The following is a 25053-nucleotide window of genomic DNA, read 5'->3' on the forward strand; positions in this document are numbered from 1 at the left end:
TTAAAGGATATGACTATCTTCAAAAACCTGTTATAAAAGGGGTTAAACCTCCTTCTGACAGGTTAAATTAAAAGTGAAACCATTCTGTTCCTATTCAGATATATATAGATGTTTTAAAAACGAAAGAAAAAGTAAATGACTATTAAAGAAAGGTGCGTAGAAGCGATGAAAAAAATCAGAGGTCGTATGGACGAAAGTATTTTAGTATGTGTTTATTATGGTCCTAATGGAGAACGTCTAATCCGCCGCGGTCATAAATTAGCACAAATGATGGATTGCCCATTATATGTTTTAACAGTAGATGCCCTTCCCTATGATGAATTTGATGCAGATAAATCTGGCTTTGTTGAACATTGGAAGGAATTGTGCGAGGAATTAGACGTAGAGGAATTTATTATACGTGATAAAGAGAAGCGTTCTGTAAAAGCAATTAAAGACGTAGCACATACGTACAATATTACACAAATCATTATTGGGCAAAGCGCACAGAACCGTTGGGAAGAGATTACAAAAGGATCTTTTGTCAACGTGCTTCTTCGTGAGATTTCTTTTATTGACCTTCACATTGTTTCTGTTGATCGTACATTAAAAAGTACGGATGATACGATTTACGAAAAAGGCGTACGCGCATTTATTCAGGAAGACGGCGAAGTACCTGGACAATATCGTCTGAAATTCACTCGTTCCAAGCATAACCTGTACGAGGGAATCTTCTACAAGGAAATTGGTACGGACTTTAATAACGGTGTATTCAAATTCGTGAACAACAAAGGGAAAACTTCCCAAGTGCATATCACAGAAAATGTTTGTACAGGCGAATTAAAAGAGCCGCCTAATATTGATAAATCACTTCACTAAAAAAGACTCCCTGCGACGGTGATTATCCCTTGAAAACCGGTTATCTTCCGGCTTTTCGAGGGACGCACTGACAAAGGAGTCTTTTTTATGGGATAGGAAAATATAAGATTTTTCTTATATTATTCTTATTCAGAAATAGCCATGTCCAGCTCCAAGCGCCAAAAACTACGAGACAACACGAGAGTGCCCTATGATAAAGCAGACTTAGCGATTGGCAAGCCATCAGGCACAGACAGAGCTAAAGTCGCACTTATGCCCTGCAGGTGGAAGCCATCATCGGTTTAAGGTAAAGGAAGCTCGACTAAAGTCGAACCACCACCCAAAAAAAACGGGAAGCGCAGTCTCTACGTTTTTAAACGGGCACTTTACGCTTTTCATTCTTACCAGCCTTGATACATTTCCGGGACTCTGCTTTTAAAGACAGGGACTTCCTCACGTATACGATCCACGTTTGAAGCAGCGATTGTTTCAATCAGTGTTTCTTCCTGTTCTTCGGACCCTTCCTGGACAATCGTCCCCCACGGATCGACAATCAGCGACGTTCCGCAGAATTCGACACCGTCATACGCTCCTATCCGATTACTGGATATAATATAACATTGATTTTCAATCGCCCGTGCCAGTTGAAGCGCCTTCCAATGATCCTTGCGTGCGGATGGCCATTCTGCGACAATATAAATCACTTCTGCTCCTTTTAGAGCTAATTCTCTGGCTAACTCAGGGAAACGAAGGTCATAGCAGATAATCAGCCCCATTTTGATCCCATCTAACTCAAATACACGCGCCTGTTTTCTTCCGCCTGCTAAATACGCCGGTTCATTCAGCATCGGGACGAGATGGATTTTATCATACGTATAGACCTCTTCCCCCTCGTTATTAATAACAAGCGCTGTATTATAGATTGCGCCCTCTGCTTTATTTGCAAATGACCCGCCAATAATATGCACCTGATACGTTTTTGCCAGCTCCTTCAAAAAGCTCCTCGTAGGCTCTCCATCCAAATCAGCGATTTGATCTAATTGGTCCAACGTATATGCTGTCGTCCACATTTCCGGAAGAACGACGATATCAGGTTTATCCTCCTTAACCTGGTTTATCAGCCACGCTTCCACTCTTCTGCGATTGCTCTCCGGGTCACCGGGAACAATATCCATTTGATAAATAGCATGTTTCATTACATACGCACCCTTCTCTTATTTATTCTTATTCTATCAAAAGCGATATTTATTTGAACGTTCTCTATATAATTATCATCCTATCTCTACGAATACGTGTCAACTTACACACATAATCTGTCATGTTAATCGATATAAATGACAGTAATCCAAAAGCATACTAGAATTAATATATGACACGAACGCTGAAAAGGGAGGATACGCATGCAGATAGAACATATTCTGAATCATTTAAGGGATCGCACTCCGGCATTAATGGGGCACAAACACTTTAAACGTTCCTCTGTTTTAATTCCTTTAGTTGAATTAAATGGAGAAACCCATATCCTTTTTGAAGTCCGGTCCAAAAATCTAAGAAGCCAGCCTGGAGATGTTTGTTTTCCCGGAGGCCGTGCAGACCAGGATGACAAGCATCCTGCCCATACCGCTATACGGGAAACCACGGAAGAGCTTGGGATTTCAGAACAGGATATTTCCGACCCCATTCCGCTTGATTATGTGGTGAATGACTTAGGAAGAATTATATATCCTTTTATCGGGAGGCTGAAGAGTATAGAAAATATCCAGCCCAGCCCGGATGAAGTGGATCATATTTTCACCGTCCCGCTTTCCTTCTTTTTAGAAAATGAACCAAAAAAATATAAAGTGCATTTAGAAATAAAACCCGAGGATAATTTCCCATACCATTTAATTGTCGGCGGAGAGGACTATGAATGGCATATCAGGACAATGGAGGAGCTTTTCTATCAATATGATGACAATACCATCTGGGGGCTGACTGCAAAGGTTCTAAATCACTTTATAAGCTTAATTGATACGAAAAAGGACCGTTAATACGAGGATATAGGTATCAACGGTCCTTTTAAAAATCAAATTAAATGCTGCATAGAGCATGTAACTCTATGCTTTTTTCCAAATATGAACGATTCCTTTATCATGCTCTGTACGAATTAATCGGCCGATGCCCTGCTTTAACCGAAGCTCCATATAAGGCAAATCGATTTCATCATACGCGTTCTTTGCATGTTTGCGTTTTGCTTTAAACACAGGATCATCAGGCGGATATGGCAGGGAAGCAATGATAACCTGCGTCAGTGCCTCTCCCGGCACATCGAGCCCTTCCCATAAATGATATGCACAGAGAACAGAGGACTTATTAAACTGGAATTCGCGGACAATTTCACTGATTTCCTTATCCCCTTCAAACAAGAAATCAAAGGACCAGTCTTGCATTTCTGTCCATTTCCGGAATGCCTGCATCTCTTCTTCCGAGCGGAATAAAACGAGACTGTGCCCTTTATTCTCCTGAAGCTGGCTGGCAATCCCCAGATACTTTTCTGTTTCCTCCGAATAACCATGCTCTTTTATGGTACGGACTTCCTCATAATCAAATGGGGATTCGACAGAAAAGGAGTCATATGCATCCACACCCAGGCTCTTCGCAATATAAGAAAAATCTCCATTTTGAGACAGTGTTGCGGAGGAGAAAATAAATGGGATGTTTTTCTGAAATACTTCTTCCCGAAGCACATCCTCTACCAGTCTCGGCATGATAACCAGACTGCTTTGGTCGCCATCCTCTTCCAACCAGTAAACTCCTTCATCATCCTTTAAGAAAATCGATAAACCATACGTGAAAAATTCCAAGTACTCTTCAATAATTTTTGTATGGTATGCATCCATGGTGAACAGTTCCGCATCAAAAACAAGCTGTTCTAACAGCTCTTGAACCATCTTCTCTAATTGAACTGCCATTTCACGCATTTTCATATCTGTTGGAATTTCAAGTCGATTGGAGCCTTCTACACGCACAGCTATTTCTGAAATATAATCAAACCAGTCATCATGGAGCGCCATGATATCTTCGGCTAATTGCAGTGATTCTTCCCGCACGTCCTGCCCTTGGTAGCCAGTTAAGACATTGGTGATATTCTGATAGTTGAAGCGGTAGGTCAACCCTTTTTGGGCCGAAAACTCTAATAAATGCCCTTCATCAAACACAACTGCACCTGCTTCCGGAAGCAGCGGCAGTTGTCCTTCCCTGATTCGTGATTCCTTCGTCCACACATGCTCCATATAAAAATCATGCGAGCAGATAATCAAATCTTTTGCATGGCGGTAATAATCACGATGCAATGTCTGCGCACTGCGATGTCTAAAGTCACAAGTCGCACACTGCTTCAGCGGGTCCCAGCCAATCTGTTCCCATTGCTTATCCGAAAGCCATGGATAATCTTTCCGGTCTCCATAAGGATAAAAAGACTGCATCGAAACACCTTGATCGAACACAAAATCTGGAATAGAGTCATGTACATCAAGAATTTCTTCATCCTCTGTATATTCGGACAACGGATCTAATTTCTTCATGCACAAGTAGTTTTCGCGCGCTTTTGCCAAACGGACGTCTACCTCTAAGCCGAGCGCTTTTTCCAGCTTATCGATATCCCCGCCCTCTTTGACCAGCTGTTCAATCAGGGTTTCATCGGCACAGGAAATAATCACAGGCTTTCTCTGATAACGGGCATAACAAATGGCATATAAGAGATACACGATTGTTTTTCCCGTACCGACACCTGCTTCTGCAAAAATAGTCTTTTTATGCTTAAAAGCCTGTTCCAGCTGAAACGCCATATAAATCTGTTCATCACGCAGCTCAAAGCCTTGTTCTGGTAAAATATCATAAAAAACATCGCCGATATAATCTCCCAGGCGATCAAAAAATTGCTCATTTTTTGCTACAGTAAATGGGATTGAATTCATTCCTGCCATAGGCAACTCCTTTTCTTTTCTATATCTATGAAAACGAAACTTCATTCAGCGGGAGTTATATTTCCCTCCCATAGAATGATTGGTTAATCTTATTGAATAAAAAGCACTCTTAATCGTACCATTATTTCTAAAACTCTAGCAAGCTATTCATTCCACCTGAAATAATTTAATTTTTTTGAATAAATTATCCTTTTCTTATTCGTAAACTGCAGCCTCAATCTTAATGACATCGCCTTCATAATTTGTTACGCTAGTATTCGGAAGAGAGATTGTTTCAAAATGTCGAAAGTGGAGAACATTTGGAGCTGAACGCGGCTATTTTTAAATGAAAATGCATTCATATTTTACCACAGTTTAACTGGCAGTATACGTTCATGAGTTCAAGGGGGTTTAGGGAGGCCGCTTCCCGGTCATATCTCTAGGTGCATCCCCTTGCGATCCTATCTGCTTTTTGCTGGAGCAATTCATCGCAGCATTTTGACGGGACGCGGCATCATCGTTCCATTCCGTTGAGACATTTCATTTCCCGCAGAGAGTCGTCTGGCAAACTCCCGCTGATTAAAGTTTCGTTTTATATTTCTTCACAATTTAAATAAGGGGTGTAACACAATGAAAAGAGTTGTTCTTGTTGGAGGTGGATACGGCGGTATCAAGACGCTGCTCGGCCTTCTCAGCCAAACATTATCCGATGATATACATATCACTGTTATTGACCGTAATCCATTTCGCTCGCTAAAAACAGAGTTCTATGCGATTGCTGCAGGAACTTCAGCCGATCATGATGTTCGTGTTGATTTTCCAGCTGATTCCCGGGTGAACTATATTTTTCGGGAAATCACAAAAATCGATACGGAAAATAAACAGATTATTATTCAAGACGAAGAATCCATTGTTCCTTATGACTATTTAATTATCGGATTAGGCTGCGAAGACAATTACCATGGAATCCCGGGGGCAGAAGAATATACCGAAAGCGTTCAAACCTTTGCAAAAGCCAGAAAAGCAGGCGTGGCAATAGGGAATTTGAAAGCTTATGGAAAAGTTTCTGTTATTGGCGCAGGATTAAGCGGTATTGAGGTTGCTTCAGAAATTCGGGAAAGCCGGCCAGATTTAAACATCCGCCTGCTTGACCGCGGCAATACCGTATTAAAACCGCTGGACAGCAAAATTCAATCCTATGTACAAAAATGGCTGACAGAAAACAATGTCGATGTGATTCATCATTCAACGGTAGAATATGTAGAACAGGATGGGGTATGCAATAACGGTGTCTGTTATTTAAATGATGTGACCATCTGGACTGCAGGCGTCCAGCCGAATTGGCTTGTACGTGAACTTCCATACAGCAAGGATAATCAAGGGAAAGTCGTTGTCAATGATTTTTATCAGGTTCCAGAAGATCCATCCGTGTATGTGCTGGGGGACTGCGCATCCAGCGAGCATTCGCCGAGTGCACAGCTGGCCGGACTGCAGGGAGAACAGATTGCAGAAATCCTGCTCGCTGTTTTACATGAAAAACAGCCGAAAAAGCCAAAACCTATCAAGCTTAAAGGAACCTTGGGCTCCTTAGGAAAGTCAGACGGTTTTGGAAATATGGCTAAGAAACCCATGACAGGCTTATTGCCAAGACTCGCAAAATCAGGGGTATTATGGTTGAGTAAACGCCATTAAATAGAAAAATGCCGGGCAGAAGTAAAACAGCCCGGCATTTTTCTATTTATCTAAATCTGCCAGCATCTTTTCAATGGCTTTGGCGACACCATCCTGCTCATTTGTCACCGTCTCATATTGGCATAACTGCTTAATTTTATCTGCAGCATTTCCCATCGCGACTCCGCGGCCAGCCATTTCTAACATGCTTGCATCATTCCAATTATCTCCGATTGACATCACATCCTGCATAGACCAGCCGCTGTCTTCTATATACTTTTGAATGGCTAATCCTTTTTGGGCTTTAGGATGATTAAATTCCAGATTCGTCTCTCCGGAAGAGGTAATTACAGCCCCTGTCTCATCACGAAGCTTTCTCTTTGCACCCTCCAGCTGGCTCTCCTCAAAAGCAAAGGAAAGAATTTTATAAACCTCGGTATCCTCATCCTTTACTGCTAACTGCAGATTTTCAATAAAAGAAACTTCTTCTAATTGAAACCGCTGCTCCACCATCTCACGCATTTCCCTCTCAGATATATTTGGATGAGCTGCATGCAGGATATCCATGAGGATGTCTAAAAAGTGTTCCCGGCTTTCGGAAAGGACACCCTTATCTGTAAATAATTCTACATACATCCCCAATTTGCTGCATTCTTCAACAATACGTGCAGCTGCCTGTTTATCCATTGGAATACTATTGATTACTTTTCCATTTTCCTGATAGGTTACTGCGCCATTCAAGCTGATAATAGGACAATTAATCCCGGCAGCTTGAAGCGGCGTATTCGCAGCTTTATAAGATCTGCCTGTAGCAGCAATAAACTCTACACCTTTGTCAATTGCTTTTTTTACTGCTTGCGCATTCGCTTCACTGATTACGCCCTTTTCGTTAAGCAAGGTTCCATCCATATCTGATGCAATTAATTTCATAATACATTACCGCCTTTACGACATTAGAAAAACTTGAATCTATTGTATTTTTTTGCGTAAAATAAAGGAACCCATCTGCTGACTCTATGGGCTCCAATCATTTTACTTCTCGTATATACTATACCTTATTTACATCAGATGATTCCAATAATTGCTCTGCCTTTTCGATTTGGTCTAATACACTGTTTTTGGCTGTTCCGCCTGCAGCAGCTCTTGCATTAACCACTGTCTCCGGCTTCAGCGCTTCAAATATATCTTCTTCCACCACATCGGAATATTGTTTGAATTCCGCTAAGCTCAAATCCAGCAGATGCTTGCCGGCTTGAATACAGTTTAAAACCACCTGGCCAACAACCGCATGCGATTCACGGAAGGTGAGTCCCTTATTCACCAAATAATCAGCCAGATCCGTCGCGTTGGAATAATCATTCGAAACCGCCTTATACATGCTTTCTTTATTTACTTCCATGGATGCAATCATTCCGGCAAAGAGCTGTAAAGCGCCCTTCAGCGTTTCATGGGAATCAAACATCCCCTCTTTGTCCTCCTGCATGTCTTTATTATATGCGAGAGGCAAGCCTTTTAACGTCGTCAGCATTCCAATCAGATTGCCGTAAAGACGCCCTGTCTTGCCGCGGACAAGCTCTGCCACATCCGGATTTTTCTTTTGCGGCATCATGCTGCTTCCCGTTGTATACGAATCATCCAGCTCGACAAAATTAAATTCGGCACTGGACCACTGCACGAGTTCTTCACAAAGACGTGATAAATGCGTACCGATCAACGAGCCATTGGACAGGAATTCGACCACAAAATCACGATCACTGACAGCATCCAGGCTATTTTCACAAATTCCGTCAAAATCAAGCTGCTCTGCTACAAAAGCACGATCAATCGGAAAAGTTGTGCCTGCCAGTGCCCCTGCACCTAATGGCGATTTATTCACACGCTTCAAGCTGTCCTCCAGACGCTCCACATCACGCTGAAACATAAATACGTATGCCATCATATGATGTGCAAATAAAACCGGCTGCGCACGCTGCAGGTGCGTATATCCCGGCATAATGACATCAATGTTTGCCTTCGCCTGCCCGATAAGCGCCTGCTGAACTGATTTCACGAGCACAATCAGCTCAGATACCGCTTCTCTTGCATACAGCCGCATATCCAACGCTACCTGATCGTTTCTGCTGCGCCCAGTATGAAGCTTTCCTCCTACTGGACCAATTTCTTCAATCAGCAGTCTCTCGACATTCATATGGATATCTTCATCTGCTTCTGATAATTCAGCTTCTCCAGCCTCAATTTTGGACAGAACCTTTTTCAATCCTTCGGTAATCTGCTCTGCGTCCTCTGCCGGTATAATATCGCATTTCTTCAGCATTGCAACGTGAGCCAGACTGCCTTTCACATCATATTTCGCTAACTTCTGGTCAAAACGAATCGACGAGGTATACTCGTCGACTAGTTCATTCGTTGGTTTTGTAAATCTTCCACCCCATAATTTCACGGATTAACAGCTTCCTTTACCTCTAGTTTTACTTTCTCAATCGATTTATTTCCTTGAGGGCCGTTGACAGAGGCATGTACCTGCGTCGGCAGTCCCCATAGCTTAATAAATCCTAGTGCTGCATCATGGTCAAAAGCATCAGCTTTGTTATAGGTTGCTAAGTCAAAGTCATATAAGGAATTTGCAGATTCTCTTCCGACAACTTGTGCATGCCCTTTGTACAGCTTCACTTTTACTGTACCAGAAACATGCTCCTGTGTCTTCTCAATAAAGGCCTGCAAGGCTTCTGTCAGCGGGGAATACCATAAGCCGTAATAAACTGCCTGTGCCAGCTTCTGCTCTACTACCGGTTTAAATTCCGCTACTTCACGAGGTAAAGTTAATGCTTCCAATTCCTGATGTGCATTAATCAACGTCATTGCTGCCGGAGCTTCATAAATTTCTCTTGATTTGATACCGACTAAACGATTCTCCACATGGTCGATTCTGCCAACACCATGTTTACCGGCAATTTCATTTAGTGTTAGAATCAATTCATCTAAATCCAGTTTTTGGCCGTCTAATGAAACCGGCTTTCCTTGTTCAAACGTAATCTGCACCGTTTTCGCTTCATCTGGTGCATCCTCTGGTTCTTGGGTTAAATCATATGCATCCTTTGGCGCTTCTGCCCATGGGTCCTCTAAAATGCCGCATTCATTACTTCTTCCCCATAGATTCTGGTCAATACTGTATGGACTGTCCTTTTTAATTGGAACCGGAATATTATGCTCTAATGCATATTCAATTTCTTCTTCTCTCGACATTGCCCACTCACGAACTGGTGCAACAATCTTTAACTCAGGGTTTAACGCTGTAAAGGCAACGTCAAAACGGACCTGATCATTTCCTTTTCCAGTACAGCCATGCGCTACAGCCACTGCACCTTCTTCTTCAGCGATATCTACCAATATTTTTGCGATCAATGGGCGTGATAATGCTGAAATTAATGGATATTTCCCTTCATAAAGCAAGTTGGCCTTCAATGCCGGCAATACATATTCCTCTGAATAAAGCTTTTTCGCATCGATTACATATGATTTGATAGCGCCAACGTCCAATGCTTTTTGCTTCACGAAGTCCAAATCTTTTCCTTCCCCAACATCCAACGCTACTGCAATCACATCATAATTATATTTATCCTGTAACCATTTCACCGCTACAGATGTATCTAATCCTCCAGAATAAGCTAAAACGATCTTGTCTTTTGCCACTTAAAAAATCCCCTCTCGTAAATGTGCTGTTATCGAATTATTATGCATCATTATGTATAATAATGCAAGAGGTAATTTAAAATTTTTTTATTTTTTTGAGGAATTCCGCTTTTATCCTGTCAAGACGCGTAATTTCTGGGTTTTTTATTTGTTTCTAGAAACATAAATAATGGGATAAATGAGCGTTTGCTTAGAAAAAGTATCCTTTTGTGTGGAAATGATTATGTATATTTTTCTTCACACAAAAAAGACGCTCTTTCTAGAAAAGAACGCCTTTTTTCACGCTGTTACGGAAAACCATCCGGGAAATTCCCGAAAGTTACAGTTTTATTTTATATTTTCCCTACCGCATCATGAATAGAGTCTACTCCAGTAATTAAATCAAAGCCTTTTTGATACGTGTTTTCAGCTTCAAGTGCTTCCACGATGACGGCTGCTACATCTTCACGCGGAATGCTGCCCCGCTCCAGGTTTTCTCCTGCCAGCACTTTTCCTGTGCCTGGCTCGTTCTGTAATCCACCTGGACGGACGATGGTATAATCAAGACCGCTGTGCATCAATGTTTCATCTGCAAAGTGTTTTGCCACCATATATGGTTTAATTGGACTGTCTGCCCAGCTGTCCCGGTTATGTGCCTGAAATGCACTCACCATCACAAAACGATTCACATTGGCCTTTTTCGCAGCTTCAATCGATTTTACTGCACCATCTAAATCAATGAGCAATGTCTTATCCGGACCGGTCTTTCCGCCGGAGCCAGCTGTAAATATGACTGCATCAGCACCTTCTATAGCATTTTCCAAATCAGAGATACTGCCTTCCAAATCCGTTAACACGGCATGAATACCTCTATCTTCTAATTCTTTTTTCTGCCCTTCTTTTCGAACCATGGCTGTCACCTCATGCTGTTCATGTGCATGCAGCTGATTCACCAGATGCTTTCCAATCTGTCCGTTCGCTCCGATTACAAATACCTTCATTTCTCACAACTCCTTTTAATCATTCTTTATATTATCATGTTCCCTTGTATAAAATATCCAAACACGGATTTCCAAAACAAAATAATCAGGTTTTCTCTTTTGTATGAAGGGAAGAATGGTTATATATAAAATTAACTCTAGCAACAGGGGATGGTAACGATGTCTTCCGCTAAAAAAAGTTTTATTGCAAGCGCATTTATTTACTTTTTCATCTCTATTTTACATGTGTTCTACTCAACCATTTGGGTATATTCCATCAATCTATTAGCTTTAGCTGTTTTTATCATTTTATTATTATTCACCTATACCAGTTTCACGAACAGAAGGTATGTTCATCTGTTTGTAGCCTTGGTTATTCTTGTACCGCCCGCATTTAAAATCATTTATCAATTTATTTCTTAATTCAAGTCTGGCGATAAAAATCCGATATGCTTCTATCATAAAAAAACACTATCACTTAACACTAAACTCAAATTCTAAAATAAAAAGAATGGCCCAGAAAGCCATTCTCTAAAGAAGTTTTATTCACTTATCCAAACCGTCCAGAAATATAATCCCCTGTACGCTGATCTGTCGGGTTATTGAAAATGTGGTCGGTTTTATCATATTCAATGATTTCCCCATTTAAGAAAAATGCTGTTTTATCAGAAATACGGGCTGCCTGCTGCATGTTATGCGTTACGATAACAATTGCGTAATCCTTCTTCAATTCCTGTACAAGCTCCTCGATGCGTAAGGTTGATTTTGGATCCAGCGCTGACGTCGGTTCATCCATTAAAATCACATTCGGTTCTACTGCCAGACAGCGGGCAATACATAAACGCTGCTGCTGTCCGCCCGATAACCCGTATGCATTATCACTCAGACGGTCCTTTAACTCATCCCAGATGAATGCGCCGCGCAGACTGTTCTCCACAATCTCATCTAGAACCTTCTTATTTTTAATGCCGTGGATTTTAGGTCCGTAAGCAATATTTTCATAGATTGATTTCGGAAACGGATTTGCTTTTTGAAAAACCATTCCGACCTGTGTGCGTAAATCCTCTACACGAAAGGATTTATCTAAAATATTTTTCCCTTTATACGTTATCTGGCCAGATGTTTTAACAATGGGAACCAGTTCCACCATCCGGTTCAATGTTTTCAAATACGTGGATTTCCCGCAGCCAGAGGGGCCGATAATCGCTGTCACTTCTTTTTCTTTGATATCCATATTAATATTTTTTAAAGCATGTGTTTCCCCATACCATAAATTTAACCCTTTTGTATCATAAACGACCTCTTTAGGCACTTCCGGTTCGTGTTTTTCATTTGGATTTCTTACAAGCTTTAAATTTATTTGTTTTGTCATGACAGTACTCATGGAATATTCTCCTCTCCTATTTCAGCTCATTAAATTTTGTATCGTGCATTTAGTAGCGCTGCTGAAACTTATTCCGAATCAAAATAGCGATAGAGTTTAGCAAGAACAGTAAAACCAATAACACAATAATTGTTGCCGCCGCTAAATTCGCATATTCTGCTACAAGGGATGAATCAATCGTCCAATAATAGACTTGCATCGGCAATGCCGTGAATGTATCAAAAATACCGGACGGAAACGGGATTAACAATGCAGGTATACCAAGAACAGTTAACGGAGCTGTTTCTCCGATTGCACGTGATAATGCTAAAATCGCTCCCGTTAAAATACCAGGTAATGCTGCTGGTAAAATAATACGGCGCACCGTCTGCCATTTTGTTGCTCCCATGCCGTAGGACGCTTCACTAAGCTGCCCCGGCACTGCCCGCAAAGCTTCCTGTGCTGCCACAATAACAATGGGAAGTACAAGTAAGGCTAAGGTTAATCCGCCCGCTAAGATGACATTGCCGAATTCTAAAGTACGAACAAATAATGTCAGGCCTAATAACCCATACACAATCGACGGGACACCTGCTAAGTTAGAAATATTTGTTGCAATAAAGGATTGAAGCTTACCCTTCTTTGCATAAAGCTCCAGATAAATGGCTGTTCCTACCCCGATGACCATAGTTACCGGGACTACTACCACCATCAGCCATGCTGTTCCTAAAATAGCTCCCATAATTCCTGCTCTGCTTGCGTCTGTGGATAGATGATTCATCAGAAAATCGATATTGATATATTCGATTCCCTGCGTAAAAATACGAACGAGCAATACAGCCAGCACAATCAGACCGAATAATGTGGAGGCAAAGAAAAGGCCCTTAAAGCCGGTATTTTTCCGTACACGTGATGACATACGTTTCTCAACAAGCACTGCATCCATATATCTCGTAGCCATCTTAGTACTCCTCTCTAAACTTACGTGAAATATATTTTGCTAATAGATTCATCATTAACGTAAAAACAAATAAGGTTAATGCAACGGCATAAAGACTGTAATAAATAGTCGTTCCTGCTGCCGCTTCCCCGCCTGCTACCTCTACAATATAAGCAGTCATCGTCTGCATCGACCCCGTAATATCAAACGAGAAATTCTTGGAGCTTCCGCTGGCAATGGCGACAATCATCGTTTCCCCTATTGCCCGGGAAATACCAAGCACAAAGGAAGCAATAATCCCTGACAGCGCTGCTGGAATAACTACTTTAAATGTTGTCTCAAGCTTTGTTGATCCAAGTGCTAGCGCTCCTTCTCTCATCGAGTTTGGAACAGAAGACATCGCATCTTCTGATAACGAAGCAATCATTGGGATAATCATTACACCCATAATAATTCCCGGGCTAAGAATGTTGGTTGCTTCAATAGATGGAAAAATCATTCTTAGTAAAGGCGTTACAAATGTAAAGGCGAAAAATCCGTAAACAATTGTCGGTACGCCGGCTAAAATCTCCAATAACGGCTTTAGTACTCTTCGAACATGATCAGGTGCGTATTCACTTAAATAGATTGCCGACATCATCCCGATTGGTCCTGCTACCAGCATTGCTATCACTGTGGAGATAATGGTCCCGTTTAACAACGGCAGTAGTCCAAATTCAGGATTTTGGCTTAGCGGTTTTAACACGGTCCCTGTAAGGAAATCAAGAATTGGGACATTCCGAAAAAAAGCAACCGATTCAGCAAACAGCGTATAAATTATCCCGACTGTGGTAAGAACCGATATCGAAGCAATAATGAATAATAGATTTGGTATGAACCGTTCTAATTGATTAAAAAATTTGCGCTTCTGTTTTTGTTGTTCAATCATTTTACTAACCGACATGCGGTTCTTATTATTTGCAGCCATGATGCTAGAGCCACCTTCCATTTCTTAAAATAAGAGGAAGATGAGAGGTGTTTTTACACACCGCTCATCCTTCTTCTTGTCTTATTCGATTCCTTCTAACTCTTCCAGCTGTGACTGGATTTCTTCATCTGGAATCGGTGCAAAGCCTGTCTCGCCAGCTACATTATTTGTATTTTCTAAAACGTATTTCGCATAATCAAGCACTTCCGGTTTTTCCTGTGCTTGATTTACATTCAAGTACGTAAACACTGGACGTGTATAATCTGCATAAGGTCCGTCCTCTGCAATTGTATCTAGAGATGGTTCAACTGCTCCCTCACCAAAGTCAATAGATACAGCGTTGATCGCATCTTGATTGCTTTGATAATAACCGAATCCGAAAAACCCAATAGCGTTCTTATCTTCTGAAACCAATGTCACTAATGTCGAATAATCCTGCTGAAGGTCAATTCCTTCTACTAAATCCTGTTCCTCTAAAATTTCTTCGTAAAAGAATTCATATGTTCCATGATTTTCATTTGGACCGTACGTTTGAATGTCTTCATTTGGCCAAGAGTCATCAATATCTGACCACTTCGTATATTCACCAAGGAAAATTCCTTGTACCTGCTCTGGTGTTAACTCTGTCGCCCAATCATTATCTGGATGCGTCACAATCGTTAAACCGTCTAATGCTACCTTTAATTCTTGCACTTCCATGCCTAATTCATCTGCTTTTGCTTGTTCTTCCTCTTTTATTTCCCGGGAAGCATCATTAAAGTCTGTTCCATTTTCCACTAAGAATTTTTCAAAGCCAGCGCTCGTCCCGGCCCGGCTAACCTCTACCGAAACACCCTGCTGTTCATTTATCATATAATCTTCAGCTAATCTCGCCATTAATGGGTACACCGTGCCTGAACCATCAATTGCTACATTACCTGATAATTCTTCACTGCTGCCAGACTCTGAATCACTTGCACTATCTGCATCGCCTGAACCGCATGCTGCCAAGAAAATTAAAATAGAAACAAAAAAGAATAAAGTAAACCGTCTAAAGCTCATTAAAGTGCCCCCTTAAATTTATCTGCATAATAGTTACTGGACATTTCTCCTCTGTCCTCACTTTGAAGTATAGAGAAGAATTATTAATATAGTTTGCTGTTAATGTAAAGAGTATGTAAATTTAAGTTTTTTATTTAAGAGGGCTGCGGCTGCAGAACTTTGAAAAAAACAAGGCAATTCACCATTTGGTTTCTCCTTCTCAAGCTTGTCCTATTTCATTAACTCAACTTTCACACCTAAGAAGGAGCATATATATCTTGCTATTCCAGGGTGAACATATTCTACATTGCCATGCTTGCATTTTGGTGAAATATCCGGCCTTTTTGGAATTGATGATGGTGCATAGCTCCACTCCGGCCAACCACTCCGCTTTCCGACGTACAAATGTTTTCGATGGGACGAGTAATCGCAGTCCCAGGACGTACTAGTGCAGACGTTGCAACAACTCTTTTCGATGGGGTGAGTAATCGCAACCCCAGGAGTCACGGGTTTAGCCTGCCAACCACTTAGGAGTCTGCGTGGTTGGCCTGCGCTCTGATAGGATTCTACAGCGAATGAAAGAAATATCATCTCAATGAGCTAGACGAAATAGCAACTTTCCTGAACAACCATTCATGAAAGCATGGGTATGAAATACAGAGAATAGCTTCGATGTATAGAAAGGAATCTTGGTCGAACATTTTACCATACAGCATGAAAAATATGTTCTATCTGATTAAACATCTATTTGGTGAGGTGTTTTCCATGTATAGAATATCCTACTAGCGGAGGAAAAACACGGAGACTCCTATGGGAAAGCGCAATGGTCTTCGGTGGGGCGAGTAATCGCAGTCCCAGTGGGAAGACCCCGCAGAAAAAAGCGAACTTCTTTTTTTGAGGAGGCTGAGCGCAAGCCCATGGAAAGCGTAGTGTTTTTCCGCAGCGGTGCTTTACACTTCACCTTCTATTCTTTGTCAAGGGTGTTATCAAAGGAACAACCAACTCCTGTTTCTATGGTAATGGATTTATTTTTTAATGTGCGAAAGTTGAGTCATTAAAAAAAGAATCATTTCCTTCTCTATCTTATTCTATGCACAGATAATCTATTTAGCATTCAAATTTGAAAACTGCCGAAATAGATGATTCCTTTAACAAGCCAGACCTGTTATTTCGACTTTTATCATTTTTCTAAAAATGCTTGCTTTTTATATTTCGATTATTTATAATGACATTAATTCGCATAGGTTATTTATGAAAAGCGTGGAAGAGGAAAAGTAAGATTCAACTATTTTTTCACAGAGAACTTCGGCAGCTGAAAAGAAGTAAAAATACGAATCTGAACAATGGCCTCTGAGCTTCGTGCTGAAAATATCGATCGATATGAGTAGGTTCCGACGAGATTTGGTACTCGTTATCAATACCACAGTATCAAAGCTTCTTGCTTTCGTACTTGATGAGGCTGTATGTGTGAGCATACAGTAAAATAAGGTGGTACCACGTATATTCCAACCACGTCCTTATCGTTTATTCGATATGGGCGTGGTTTTTTAATTCCTTAAAAACCAACTGCTCATCGACGAAAATGCAAGCAACAGAAAGAGGAGTTTCATAAGTCCAGCAAAAATGACACAGCGAATTTTTATCGAATTTTTGAGCACATATTATTAAGGAGGAATTTAAAATGGGAAGAAATTTAGTCATTCAAACAGATTTTGGTCTTAGCGACGGGGCAGTCAGCGCCATGTATGGGGTAGCACTTTCTGTAGATTCCAAGCTCCGGGTATTCGACCTGACACACGATATCCCGCAATATAATATTTGGGAAGGCTCCTATCGTCTCTATCAAACGTTACCATATTGGCCAGAGGAAACAGTTTTTATCTCTGTAGTTGATCCAGGAGTTGGTACTGCAAGGCTGAGCGTCGTCGTTAAAACGGTGAATAACCAATATATTGTGACGCCGGATAATGGAACACTTACCCATATTAAAAAGGACATCGGCATTAAGGAAGCAAGAATCATCGATGAGAAAACAAACCGTTTACCTCGCTCAGGGGAATCCTATACGTTTCATGGACGTGACGTTTATGCCTATACAGGGGCAAGATTAGCATCAAATACCATTACCTTTGAAGAAGTCGGCGCCCTTGTTGATGTAAACGACATTGTTGAATTAACAAAACCGGAAGCTTATATAGAAGATGATATCGTCTACGGTAATATTGATATACTGGATATTCGCTTTGGCAATCTATGGACCAACATCAGCAGAGAGCTGTTTCAAGAAATTAATGTGGCTCACGGAGATGCTTTCGAAGTCACTATCGCCAATAACCGCCAGCAGGTATATAAAAATATCATGACATACCGGCATTCCTTTGCCGAGATTCGCCTCGGAGAGCCTTTGCTGTATGTGAATTCATTGGATAATTTAGGCGTTGCGATTAACCAGGGCTCCTTTGCCAATGCGTATCACGTAGAAACTGGGCCCCATTGGCAAATTATTATTCGCAAAGCACCGAAAATAAGCTGATTGGTATTTAATAAAATAAGAACATATCATTTAAAGGGGGAATTGGGAATTGAAGAGAAATGGGTTATCTATTAAAACAATTGTAGCAATTGGAATTGGTTCAGCAGTATTTGTTATTTTAGGGCGCTTTGCAGCCATTCCAACCGGGATACCAAATACAACCATTGAAACCGCATATGCCTTTCTAGCTTTAATGAGTGTTGTTTTTGGCCCTATTGCCGGAGGATTGATCGGTTTGATTGGTCATGCCTTAAAGGATGCCGTATTTTATGGTTCTATTTGGTGGAGCTGGGTGTTTGTATCGGTATTTATCGGATTTTTCATCGGCTTATTCACTAGAAAAATCGATATAGAGTCAGGAATATTTGCCTCCAGACAAATCATTCAGTTCAATGTAGTACAAGCAGGTGTGCAAGCTGCAGGCTGGTTCTTGATTGCTCCAGCTTTAGATATATTGATTTATGCAGAGCCTGCCAATAAAGTATTTGTACAAGGAGCTTTCGCCGGTATTGCCAATATTATAACCACCGGCATTCTTGGTACGATTCTAATCGCATCTTATGCAAAAACCAAAAGTCAGAGCGGGAGTCTTACCAAAGAATAGCGTCTGTTGCCGTTACCTGATTTCTGAGAACAGCAGATGCTCTAAGGGAGATAAACATGAAACAACCTATTATCCAGTTTGAAAATGTTACATTTAAATATCGAAGCCAACAGGAACCTACGTTAAAAAATATTGATTTAACCATTCATCAAGGAGAAAAAATATTAATTGCAGGCCCTTCTGGTTCTGGAAAAAGCACACTAGCTCATTGCCTCAATGGGCTGGTGCCTTTCTCGTATAAAGGGGAGATGACAGGAAGCTTGAAAATCCAAAGACAGGAAACAAAAGAGCTCGATATCTTTTCGTTATCCAAAATGGTTGGCACGGTATTGCAGGATCCTGACGGGCAATTTATCGGCTTATCTGTCGGCGAGGATATTGCTTTCTCTTTAGAAAATAATGTTACTCCGCATGATACCATGATGAAAAGGGTAGCCGAGGTCTCACGCCTTGTGGATATGGAGGAATACTTAGAGGCTTCTATTCACGCTCTTTCCGGCGGGCAAAAGCAGCGGGTCTCTCTCGCTGGCGTCATGGTGGATGATGTAGATATTCTCCTTTTCGATGAACCATTGGCCAATTTGGACCCTGCTACAGGGAAGCATGCCATAGATTTAATTGATCAGATTCAAAAGGAGACAAATACGACGGTCGTTATCATTGAACACCGTTTAGAGGATGTATTATACCGGAATGTGGACAGAATTATCGTTGTTAATGACGGAGAGATTGTAAATGATTGCTCTCCCAATGTATTGCTTGCCTCCGATGTGTTACAGAGAAATAATATTCGAGAGCCCTTATACATCAAAGCATTAAAGTATGCGGATTGCTCCCTCACACCCCAGCATGGCTTGGAGCATTTGAATACATTGCAAACAGAGGCATTCAAAGACAAGCTTTTACAATGGTTCGAGCAAACTCCGCCCGCAAAAAAGAGAACGCTGACACAACCTGTTTTACAGCTGGAGGATGTCTCCTTTACATATAGTGGCAAGGAAAATAACATTAAAAAGATATCCTTTTCCATTGATAAGGGAGAAATGGTAAGCATTGTCGGTAAAAATGGTGCAGGCAAATCCACTTTATCCAAATTAATTTGCGGATTTGAAAAAAATAACCAGGGAAAAATCCTCTATCACCAAAAGGATATTACCGGAGACACTATCTATCAGCGTGCTGAACGGATCGGCATGGTGATGCAAAATCCAAATCAAATGATTTCAAAGCATATGATTTATGATGAGGTAGCCTTAGGCCTTATTATGAAAGGAATTTATTCAGAGGAAGAGATAAGGGAAAAGGTAGAGAAAACATTAAAAATATGCGGCTTGTACCCTTTTCGAAATTGGCCGATCTCCGCATTAAGCTTCGGCCAGAAAAAAAGAGCAACCATCGCTTCTATTTTAGTACTGGAGCCGGAAATAATTATTCTGGACGAGCCTACTGCCGGGCAGGATTTCTATCACTATACGGAGATGATGGAATTCCTGGCAGATTTAAACGCCCAAGGTATTACCATTATGATGATTACACATGACATGCATTTAATGCTGGAATATACACAAAGGGCGATTGTTATAGCAGATGGCAAAGTGATCGCGGATGATTCACCTATAAATATCTTAACCAATGAAGCGATTGTGGCGGAAGCTAATTTAAAAGAAACATCCTTATTTGATTTAGCAGTTCTTACCGGTATCGAGGAACCGGTCGAGTTTGTATCCAGATTTATTGCCTTTGACAGGGAGGTACGCAAAGCATGGCCATAGAAATGTTATCTTATATTGAAAAGGAATCCCCTGTCCATCGATTATCTGGAGTCACTAAATTGGTTATTTTTATTATGTGGTCGTCCGCTGCAATGCTTACGTATGATACAAGGATTCTATTATTCTTATTCATAATCAGCATAACCATATTTATTATTTCAAGGATTCATATCCGGGACATCGCCTTTGTATTAATCTTTATTTTAATCTTTTTACTGTTGAATAATATCGCTATTTACCTGTTTTCTCCTCAGGAAGGTGTCCGGATCTATGGCACCAATCATGTACTTTTTGAAATAGCCGGGCGTTATAATATGACACTGGAGCAAATCTTTTATCAATTTAATATTACATTAAAATATTTTGTCGTTATTCCGGCTGCGTTACTGTTTATCGTCACTACCCATCCGAGTGAATTTGCTGCCTCTCTCCACCGGATTGGGATTAATTATAAAATCGCCTATTCTGTCTCCTTGGCACTCCGGTATATTCCAGATATCCAACGGGACTTCCGTACTATCGCCCAAGCTCAGCAGGCCCGCGGGATTGATTTATCGAAAAATGAAAAATTAGGGAAGCGGATCAAAAATGCAGGAGCTATTATTCTGCCATTAATCCTATCCAGTTTGGAAAGAATTGAAGTCATCAGCAACGCGATGGAGTTAAGAGGATTTGGGAAAAATAAAAAAAGAACCTGGTACAGCATCAAGTCTTTTAAACGGGCAGATTATATCACGATAGCTGTTGGAGCAGTCATTTTAACCGTATCGTTGATAATCACCTTTCATGATGGCAGCAGGTTTTATAATCCATTTTTGTAACAGGATGAAAAAGGATGCGATGTTCCAGTGAATGGAAATCACATCCTTTTTGTCATACCGTATAACGTTCCTTTTCCTGTAATTCCATGTTCCCATCTGTCATTTGATAGACTTTATCACAATCCTCAATCAGCCGGGTATCATGTGTTACAACGATTGTTGCTGTTTGCTTTTCTTCTGTAATTTCTTTTAACATACGCATCACTTCAAATGCACGTCAGAGTCAAGAGACGCCGTCGGTTCATCTGCTAAAATAAGACTTGGGTTGGTATAGAGTGCTTTAGCAATCGCGACCCGCTGCCTCTCTCCGCCAGATAAGTCTTTCGGGAAGCTGCGAAGCAAATGATCAATGCCTAACGACTGATAGAGCGCTCCGGATTCTGCTTTAGACATATTCCCTTTCTTTACCTTATCCAGCAGCTGCATCTGCTGTCCGACGTTTAAATAAGGAACCAGATTCGATGCCTGCAAAACAAAGCCGACTTCCTTCAGCCTTAACGCTGCACGCTTCTTTTCCTTTAGATCCGTCAAAGCGGTGCCGTTCATCCTGACTTCTCCCGTTGTGGGTGTCTGCAGCCCTCCGGCGATACTTAAAAACGTACTTTTTCCGGAACCAGAGGGGCCAATAACTGCAACTAATTCGCCTTGTTCCGCCTCAAAATTCGTTTCTTTCATTGCTTCTACTTTTGTTCTGCCGGATCCAAAGGTTTTCTGCACCTTTTGCAATTCTAAAATAGCCATGCTCCCTTAACCTCCTATCGCCCGTAATGGGTCAATTCGCACAATGGTCTGTACAGAAATAAATGCTCCAATGACGGATACGGCAATCAGAATCATTCCATAAACCAGCATTTCAATGTAATTAAAGGCTACCGGTACAGCTGCCGGCAGGAATAATCCTGTAGCTACAGCAAGAACCAATCCTATCATCACGCCAGCTAAAGAAAGCAAAAATGTCTGCGCTACAACAGAGCAGGCCAAGTATTTGGAGGAAACCCCCTGGGCCTTCATTACCCCGAAAATGCTTATCTTCTGAATAGTAAGCACGTAAAGAAAAATCGCCAGAACCACAGCTGAAATAACAAACAGGAAATATATCATTAATGTCAGCGTTAAATTCTGCTCTGTGTAACCAGGCAGATTCTCTATAAATGTTTCTGTATCAACCACCTGCAATGCTTCATCTGCTTCCACACTGTCTAAGTTATCTGTACGAATAACAAAGGCATTCACTGCATCGTTATCTCCTTCAGCCATTTCCCCATATTGCAGTGTTTCCAGCGTATTTAAGTCTGTGAACAATACTGGTGCTGCATTAAATCTGGCTTTATCCGTAAAGCCTGTGATTTCCAACGTCTCCTCTGTGGAGGATAAGGAAATCTCATCACCAATTTCAAAGCCGTCTTCTTTTAATGTATCATCCGCTATTACTTCTCCCTCATCCGCGAATGCGTTTCCTTCTGTCACATTTGGCATGATAAAGGACGCTTCATCTACAGCAAAGATAAATACATTTTCTTTTTTATCCCCATGACTCGCTATTGCGCTGAGCTGAGATAATTCGGTATATTCATCCACTCCGGCCCCGTCAAAATCATCCGCAGACACGATGGATTGCTGCAGACGTAAATCGGATTCCTCTGTTAGAATAACACCGTCTGCTTCCCATTTATCAACAGCCTCCCGATTAAGCTGCTCCAGCCCATTGGCCAGACCGGATAAAAAGAATACAAGATAAGAAATAAGTACCAGCACACCTATAACTAAGGTGAAACGCAGCTTGTTGTTCTTTATTTCATTCCAAGCTAAAAACATCCCTTCACTTCCTTTTGGCTTCATTGCAAATCCCTTTGCTTATTCCCTTTTTAGAGAATGTTTAACCCGTCATCTCAAACAATCAATTTGTATCGTCCGTTAACTCCGTCAAATAACCGATAATTTCATCCTTTTCTTGCGCATCCAGTTCTTCATATAATAACTGCTCAGCAAACTCCCAAATATCCTCCAGCCTTCTTCTTAACTGGTAAAAAGCAAGAGCATCTTGATTGATATGATAATTTTCGTGATGCTGAAGATAAACTTTCATAAACTGCTTCCAATAAGGCTTCTCTGTCAGAAGCATCATATCTGCTTCTGCAGGAGCCAGTTTTAGCCCTTCCCAATCTATTAATATCAGCTTTTCCGCCTCCATCAAATTCCAATGATGCAGATCTGTATGACATAAAACCATATCGAATGAAAGAGATTTCAGCTTTTTTGAAAGTCCTTTTACGCTGCTGATCCATGCGTCTATTTTTTCCCGATTTTCACGGAAAAGGACATATAATTCCTCCGGGAGATGTTTTTCATTGAAATGAATGACCTCTTCCAATTCTACTAAAAAAGGCACTTCAAAGTCCTCCTTCAAAGCTTCCGTTGGAAAAGGGATTTCCTCCCCAAATGAGTGGAGTGCGGCTATTATATGTGCAAATTCTGATACCTGCTGCTTGGTTAAATCTTGTTCACCAATGGTTTCCCCATCAATAAAAGAATACAGTAAATAACTATTTTCCGCGTCTTCACATTGATACTTTCCTTCCTTTGTCTGTAGCGGAACAGGAATTTTTCCTTTTAAATCACTGTTATTTGCTAACCATTCCACAATGGGAGCATACTGGTCAATCCATGCGGTCAACTTCGGCGTAGAAGCACGTCTCTTTTCATATACTTTCAAAAAATAAGCAGCATCCTCCGCCTTTATTTCAAAGGCAAGGGATGCCCATCCGCCCTGTTTGGATTGTATGTGAACAGGATGGATTCCATACGCTTCTTGCAATATTACAGTAAATGGATTCATTGCGATTACCCCTTTCCCAAAAAAGCTTGCAGCCTACTGCAAATTCAAATATGGCCGTTCTTTATTAATCCTGTCAAAAAACATGATTCCATTCAGGTGATCCATTTCATGCTGAACCAAGATGGAACTATATCCTTTAAAGGTATATGTATGCTCTTCTCCCTCTGTATCAAAGGCCTGCACCTTTATTCTCTCATAACGCGGCACATGTCCAGATACTTCCCTGTTTACAGAAAGGCATCCTTCCCCTTCCGGAAGATAGATGGTATTTGCAGCATGGCTGATCAGTTTAGGGTTAATCAGCTTTAATTCCATGGTCTCCTCCTTTTCTGTCTGATATCGTATGACAAACATACTTTTATTAATACCGACTTGATTCGCCGAAAGCCCTGCTCCCGGCCTTAGCTGATATTTCTTTGCTATCTCAGCGTCCTGACTGTTTTTCAAATACGTCATCATGCATTCCAGCTCTGTTTTCGTTTCCTCCGAAACAGGAAGAGACACAGGGTCTAACTGTTTTCTTAAAATAGAAGCCCCCTCTTTTTTAATATCTTTCATCGTTATACGGTAGTTTTTATGAAATTTTGTCATACATAAACACCTCTTCTACATTTTTATCAAGCACTCTGGATATTTTAAACGCCAGTTCTAACGTCGGGTCATATTTATCATTTTCCACACAGTTAATGGTTTGCCTGGAAACACCGCAAAGCTTAGACAATTTTTCTTGTGTCATATTCGATTGCTTCCTTAATTTTTTAATCTTATTCTTCACTAACTAAGCTCCTTTTTGTCAAAAGCATTTGACAAAATTGTAGCATGACTTTCCTGTAAATGTCCAAAACGTTGGACACAATGAAATACTCACTCCCTTTTGGTACATACTAAAATAAGAAGGTCTTTTGTATGATGCCCGCTTCAAGCATAGAGAGAAATTGAAAATTCTAGGCAGGAGACCCAACAGCCAATAACGACTCGATTGGTTTAACTAACATTCCGCGGAGAATGAAAAGCCCACATCGGAATGAAGCTTCCCTTTATTCCCCGAAATTTTGTGATGTTGTATGTATCTCCTTTTTATTAAAAGTGTTATCAT

At 40.9% G+C, this 25053-nt stretch carries 22 protein-coding genes, 1 pseudogene and 1 other annotated feature; of the genes and pseudogenes, 8 read left to right on the forward strand and 15 right to left on the reverse strand.

The window, feature by feature from the left end:
• Window positions 1–165 precede the first annotated feature (165 nt).
• The gene (locus tag MKX55_RS21385; protein ID WP_339180611.1) at window positions 166–858 is read left to right on the forward strand and encodes a universal stress protein; all 693 of its coding nucleotides are present in this window, start codon (window positions 166–168) and stop codon (window positions 856–858) included.
• Window positions 859–1238: 380 nt separating this feature from the next.
• Here the strand turns inward: MKX55_RS21385 and MKX55_RS21390 are convergent, their stop codons facing one another.
• A complete protein-coding gene (locus MKX55_RS21390; protein ID WP_339180613.1) occupies window positions 1239–2033 on the reverse strand; it encodes a carbon-nitrogen family hydrolase in 795 nt (264 codons plus the stop codon).
• Between the two features lie 204 nt (window positions 2034–2237).
• On the opposite strand from MKX55_RS21390, the gene MKX55_RS21395 reads away from it, so the two are divergent.
• Window positions 2238–2867 (forward strand): CoA pyrophosphatase, encoded by a 630-nt coding sequence (locus tag MKX55_RS21395; protein ID WP_339234807.1) that lies wholly within the window; start codon window positions 2238–2240, stop codon window positions 2865–2867.
• Between the two features lie 66 nt (window positions 2868–2933).
• Here the strand turns inward: MKX55_RS21395 and MKX55_RS21400 are convergent, their stop codons facing one another.
• On the reverse strand, window positions 2934–4802 hold the full coding sequence (locus MKX55_RS21400) for an ATP-dependent DNA helicase (RefSeq protein ID WP_339234809.1): 1869 nt from the start codon (window positions 4800–4802) through the stop codon (window positions 2934–2936).
• Window positions 4803–5411: 609 nt separating this feature from the next.
• Here MKX55_RS21400 and MKX55_RS21405 point away from each other — a divergent pair.
• Window positions 5412–6473, forward strand: a complete 1062-nt coding sequence (locus MKX55_RS21405) for an FAD-dependent oxidoreductase (protein ID WP_339180619.1) — start codon at window positions 5412–5414, stop codon at window positions 6471–6473.
• A 42-nt stretch (window positions 6474–6515) separates the two neighbouring features.
• On the opposite strand, the gene MKX55_RS21410 is transcribed toward MKX55_RS21405, so the two are convergent.
• From MKX55_RS21410 to MKX55_RS21425, 4 genes are all read right to left on the reverse strand, one after another.
• Window positions 6516–7382 (reverse strand): Cof-type HAD-IIB family hydrolase, encoded by an 867-nt coding sequence (locus MKX55_RS21410; protein ID WP_339180622.1) that lies wholly within the window; start codon window positions 7380–7382, stop codon window positions 6516–6518.
• Between the two features lie 118 nt (window positions 7383–7500).
• Window positions 7501–8892: an argininosuccinate lyase gene (gene argH / locus MKX55_RS21415; RefSeq protein WP_339234812.1), complete on the reverse strand. Its 1392-nt coding sequence runs from the start codon at window positions 8890–8892 to the stop codon at window positions 7501–7503.
• Window positions 8889–10142 (reverse strand): argininosuccinate synthase, encoded by a 1254-nt coding sequence (locus MKX55_RS21420; protein WP_339180628.1) that lies wholly within the window; start codon window positions 10140–10142, stop codon window positions 8889–8891. The genes argH and MKX55_RS21420 overlap by 4 nt, the downstream gene beginning before the upstream one ends.
• A 332-nt stretch (window positions 10143–10474) precedes the next feature.
• On the reverse strand, window positions 10475–11122 hold the full coding sequence (locus MKX55_RS21425; protein WP_339180630.1) for an SDR family oxidoreductase: 648 nt from the start codon (window positions 11120–11122) through the stop codon (window positions 10475–10477).
• Between the two features lie 159 nt (window positions 11123–11281).
• On the opposite strand from MKX55_RS21425, the gene MKX55_RS21430 reads away from it, so the two are divergent.
• Window positions 11282–11524 (forward strand): hypothetical protein, encoded by a 243-nt coding sequence (locus tag MKX55_RS21430; protein WP_339180632.1) that lies wholly within the window; start codon window positions 11282–11284, stop codon window positions 11522–11524.
• 127 nt (window positions 11525–11651) lie between these two features.
• Here the strand turns inward: MKX55_RS21430 and pstB are convergent, their stop codons facing one another.
• From pstB to MKX55_RS21450, 4 genes are all read right to left on the reverse strand, one after another.
• A complete protein-coding gene (pstB, locus tag MKX55_RS21435) occupies window positions 11652–12485 on the reverse strand; it encodes a phosphate ABC transporter ATP-binding protein PstB (RefSeq protein ID WP_339180634.1) in 834 nt (277 codons plus the stop codon).
• 49 nt (window positions 12486–12534) lie between these two features.
• Window positions 12535–13425, reverse strand: a complete 891-nt coding sequence (gene pstA, locus MKX55_RS21440) for a phosphate ABC transporter permease PstA (RefSeq protein WP_339180637.1) — start codon at window positions 13423–13425, stop codon at window positions 12535–12537.
• 1 nt (window position 13426) lies between these two features.
• Window positions 13427–14371, reverse strand: a complete 945-nt coding sequence (gene pstC / locus MKX55_RS21445; RefSeq protein WP_339234814.1) for a phosphate ABC transporter permease subunit PstC — start codon at window positions 14369–14371, stop codon at window positions 13427–13429.
• 81 nt (window positions 14372–14452) lie between these two features.
• Window positions 14453–15412 carry a PstS family phosphate ABC transporter substrate-binding protein gene (locus MKX55_RS21450; protein ID WP_339234816.1) on the reverse strand — a complete coding sequence of 320 codons (960 nt, stop codon included), beginning with the start codon at window positions 15410–15412 and terminating at the stop codon, window positions 14453–14455.
• Between the two features lie 1231 nt (window positions 15413–16643).
• Window positions 16644–16913: a binding site (T-box leader), on the forward strand.
• 159 nt (window positions 16914–17072) lie between these two features.
• Here MKX55_RS21450 and MKX55_RS21455 point away from each other — a divergent pair.
• From MKX55_RS21455 to MKX55_RS21470, 4 genes are read left to right on the forward strand one after another with little or no spacing between them, the layout of a single operon-like run.
• Window positions 17073–17924: an S-adenosyl-l-methionine hydroxide adenosyltransferase family protein gene (locus tag MKX55_RS21455; RefSeq protein ID WP_339180643.1), complete on the forward strand. Its 852-nt coding sequence runs from the start codon at window positions 17073–17075 to the stop codon at window positions 17922–17924.
• Window positions 17925–17973: 49 nt separating this feature from the next.
• Window positions 17974–18528, forward strand: a complete 555-nt coding sequence (locus MKX55_RS21460) for an ECF-type riboflavin transporter substrate-binding protein (protein ID WP_339180645.1) — start codon at window positions 17974–17976, stop codon at window positions 18526–18528.
• Between the two features lie 56 nt (window positions 18529–18584).
• A complete protein-coding gene (locus MKX55_RS21465; protein WP_339234819.1) occupies window positions 18585–20300 on the forward strand; it encodes an ABC transporter ATP-binding protein in 1716 nt (571 codons plus the stop codon).
• Window positions 20291–21121: an energy-coupling factor transporter transmembrane component T gene (locus tag MKX55_RS21470; protein ID WP_339180651.1), complete on the forward strand. Its 831-nt coding sequence runs from the start codon at window positions 20291–20293 to the stop codon at window positions 21119–21121. The genes MKX55_RS21465 and MKX55_RS21470 overlap by 10 nt, the downstream gene beginning before the upstream one ends.
• Before the next feature lie 52 nt (window positions 21122–21173).
• Here MKX55_RS21470 and MKX55_RS21475 read toward each other — a convergent pair.
• The 5 genes and pseudogenes from MKX55_RS21475 to MKX55_RS21495 form a co-directional block, all read right to left on the reverse strand.
• Window positions 21174–21862 (reverse strand): annotated as a pseudogene (locus tag MKX55_RS21475) (ABC transporter ATP-binding protein).
• 6 nt (window positions 21863–21868) lie between these two features.
• Window positions 21869–22936, reverse strand: coding sequence for an ABC transporter permease (locus MKX55_RS21480; RefSeq protein ID WP_339238594.1), 1068 nt, complete (start codon window positions 22934–22936; stop codon window positions 21869–21871).
• Window positions 22937–23018: 82 nt separating this feature from the next.
• Complete coding sequence (locus MKX55_RS21485; protein ID WP_339234821.1) at window positions 23019–23957, reverse strand: phosphotransferase; 939 nt, start codon at window positions 23955–23957, stop codon at window positions 23019–23021.
• 33 nt (window positions 23958–23990) lie between these two features.
• Window positions 23991–24548 carry a peptide deformylase gene (gene def / locus MKX55_RS21490; protein WP_339234823.1) on the reverse strand — a complete coding sequence of 186 codons (558 nt, stop codon included), beginning with the start codon at window positions 24546–24548 and terminating at the stop codon, window positions 23991–23993.
• Window positions 24532–24732 carry a helix-turn-helix transcriptional regulator gene (locus tag MKX55_RS21495; protein ID WP_339234825.1) on the reverse strand — a complete coding sequence of 67 codons (201 nt, stop codon included), beginning with the start codon at window positions 24730–24732 and terminating at the stop codon, window positions 24532–24534. The genes def and MKX55_RS21495 overlap by 17 nt, the downstream gene beginning before the upstream one ends.
• Between the last annotated feature and the right edge of the window lie 321 nt (window positions 24733–25053).

This window comes from Oceanobacillus sp. FSL W7-1281, assembly GCF_037969835.1.
GTDB lineage: Bacteria > Bacillota > Bacilli > Bacillales > Amphibacillaceae > Oceanobacillus > Oceanobacillus oncorhynchi.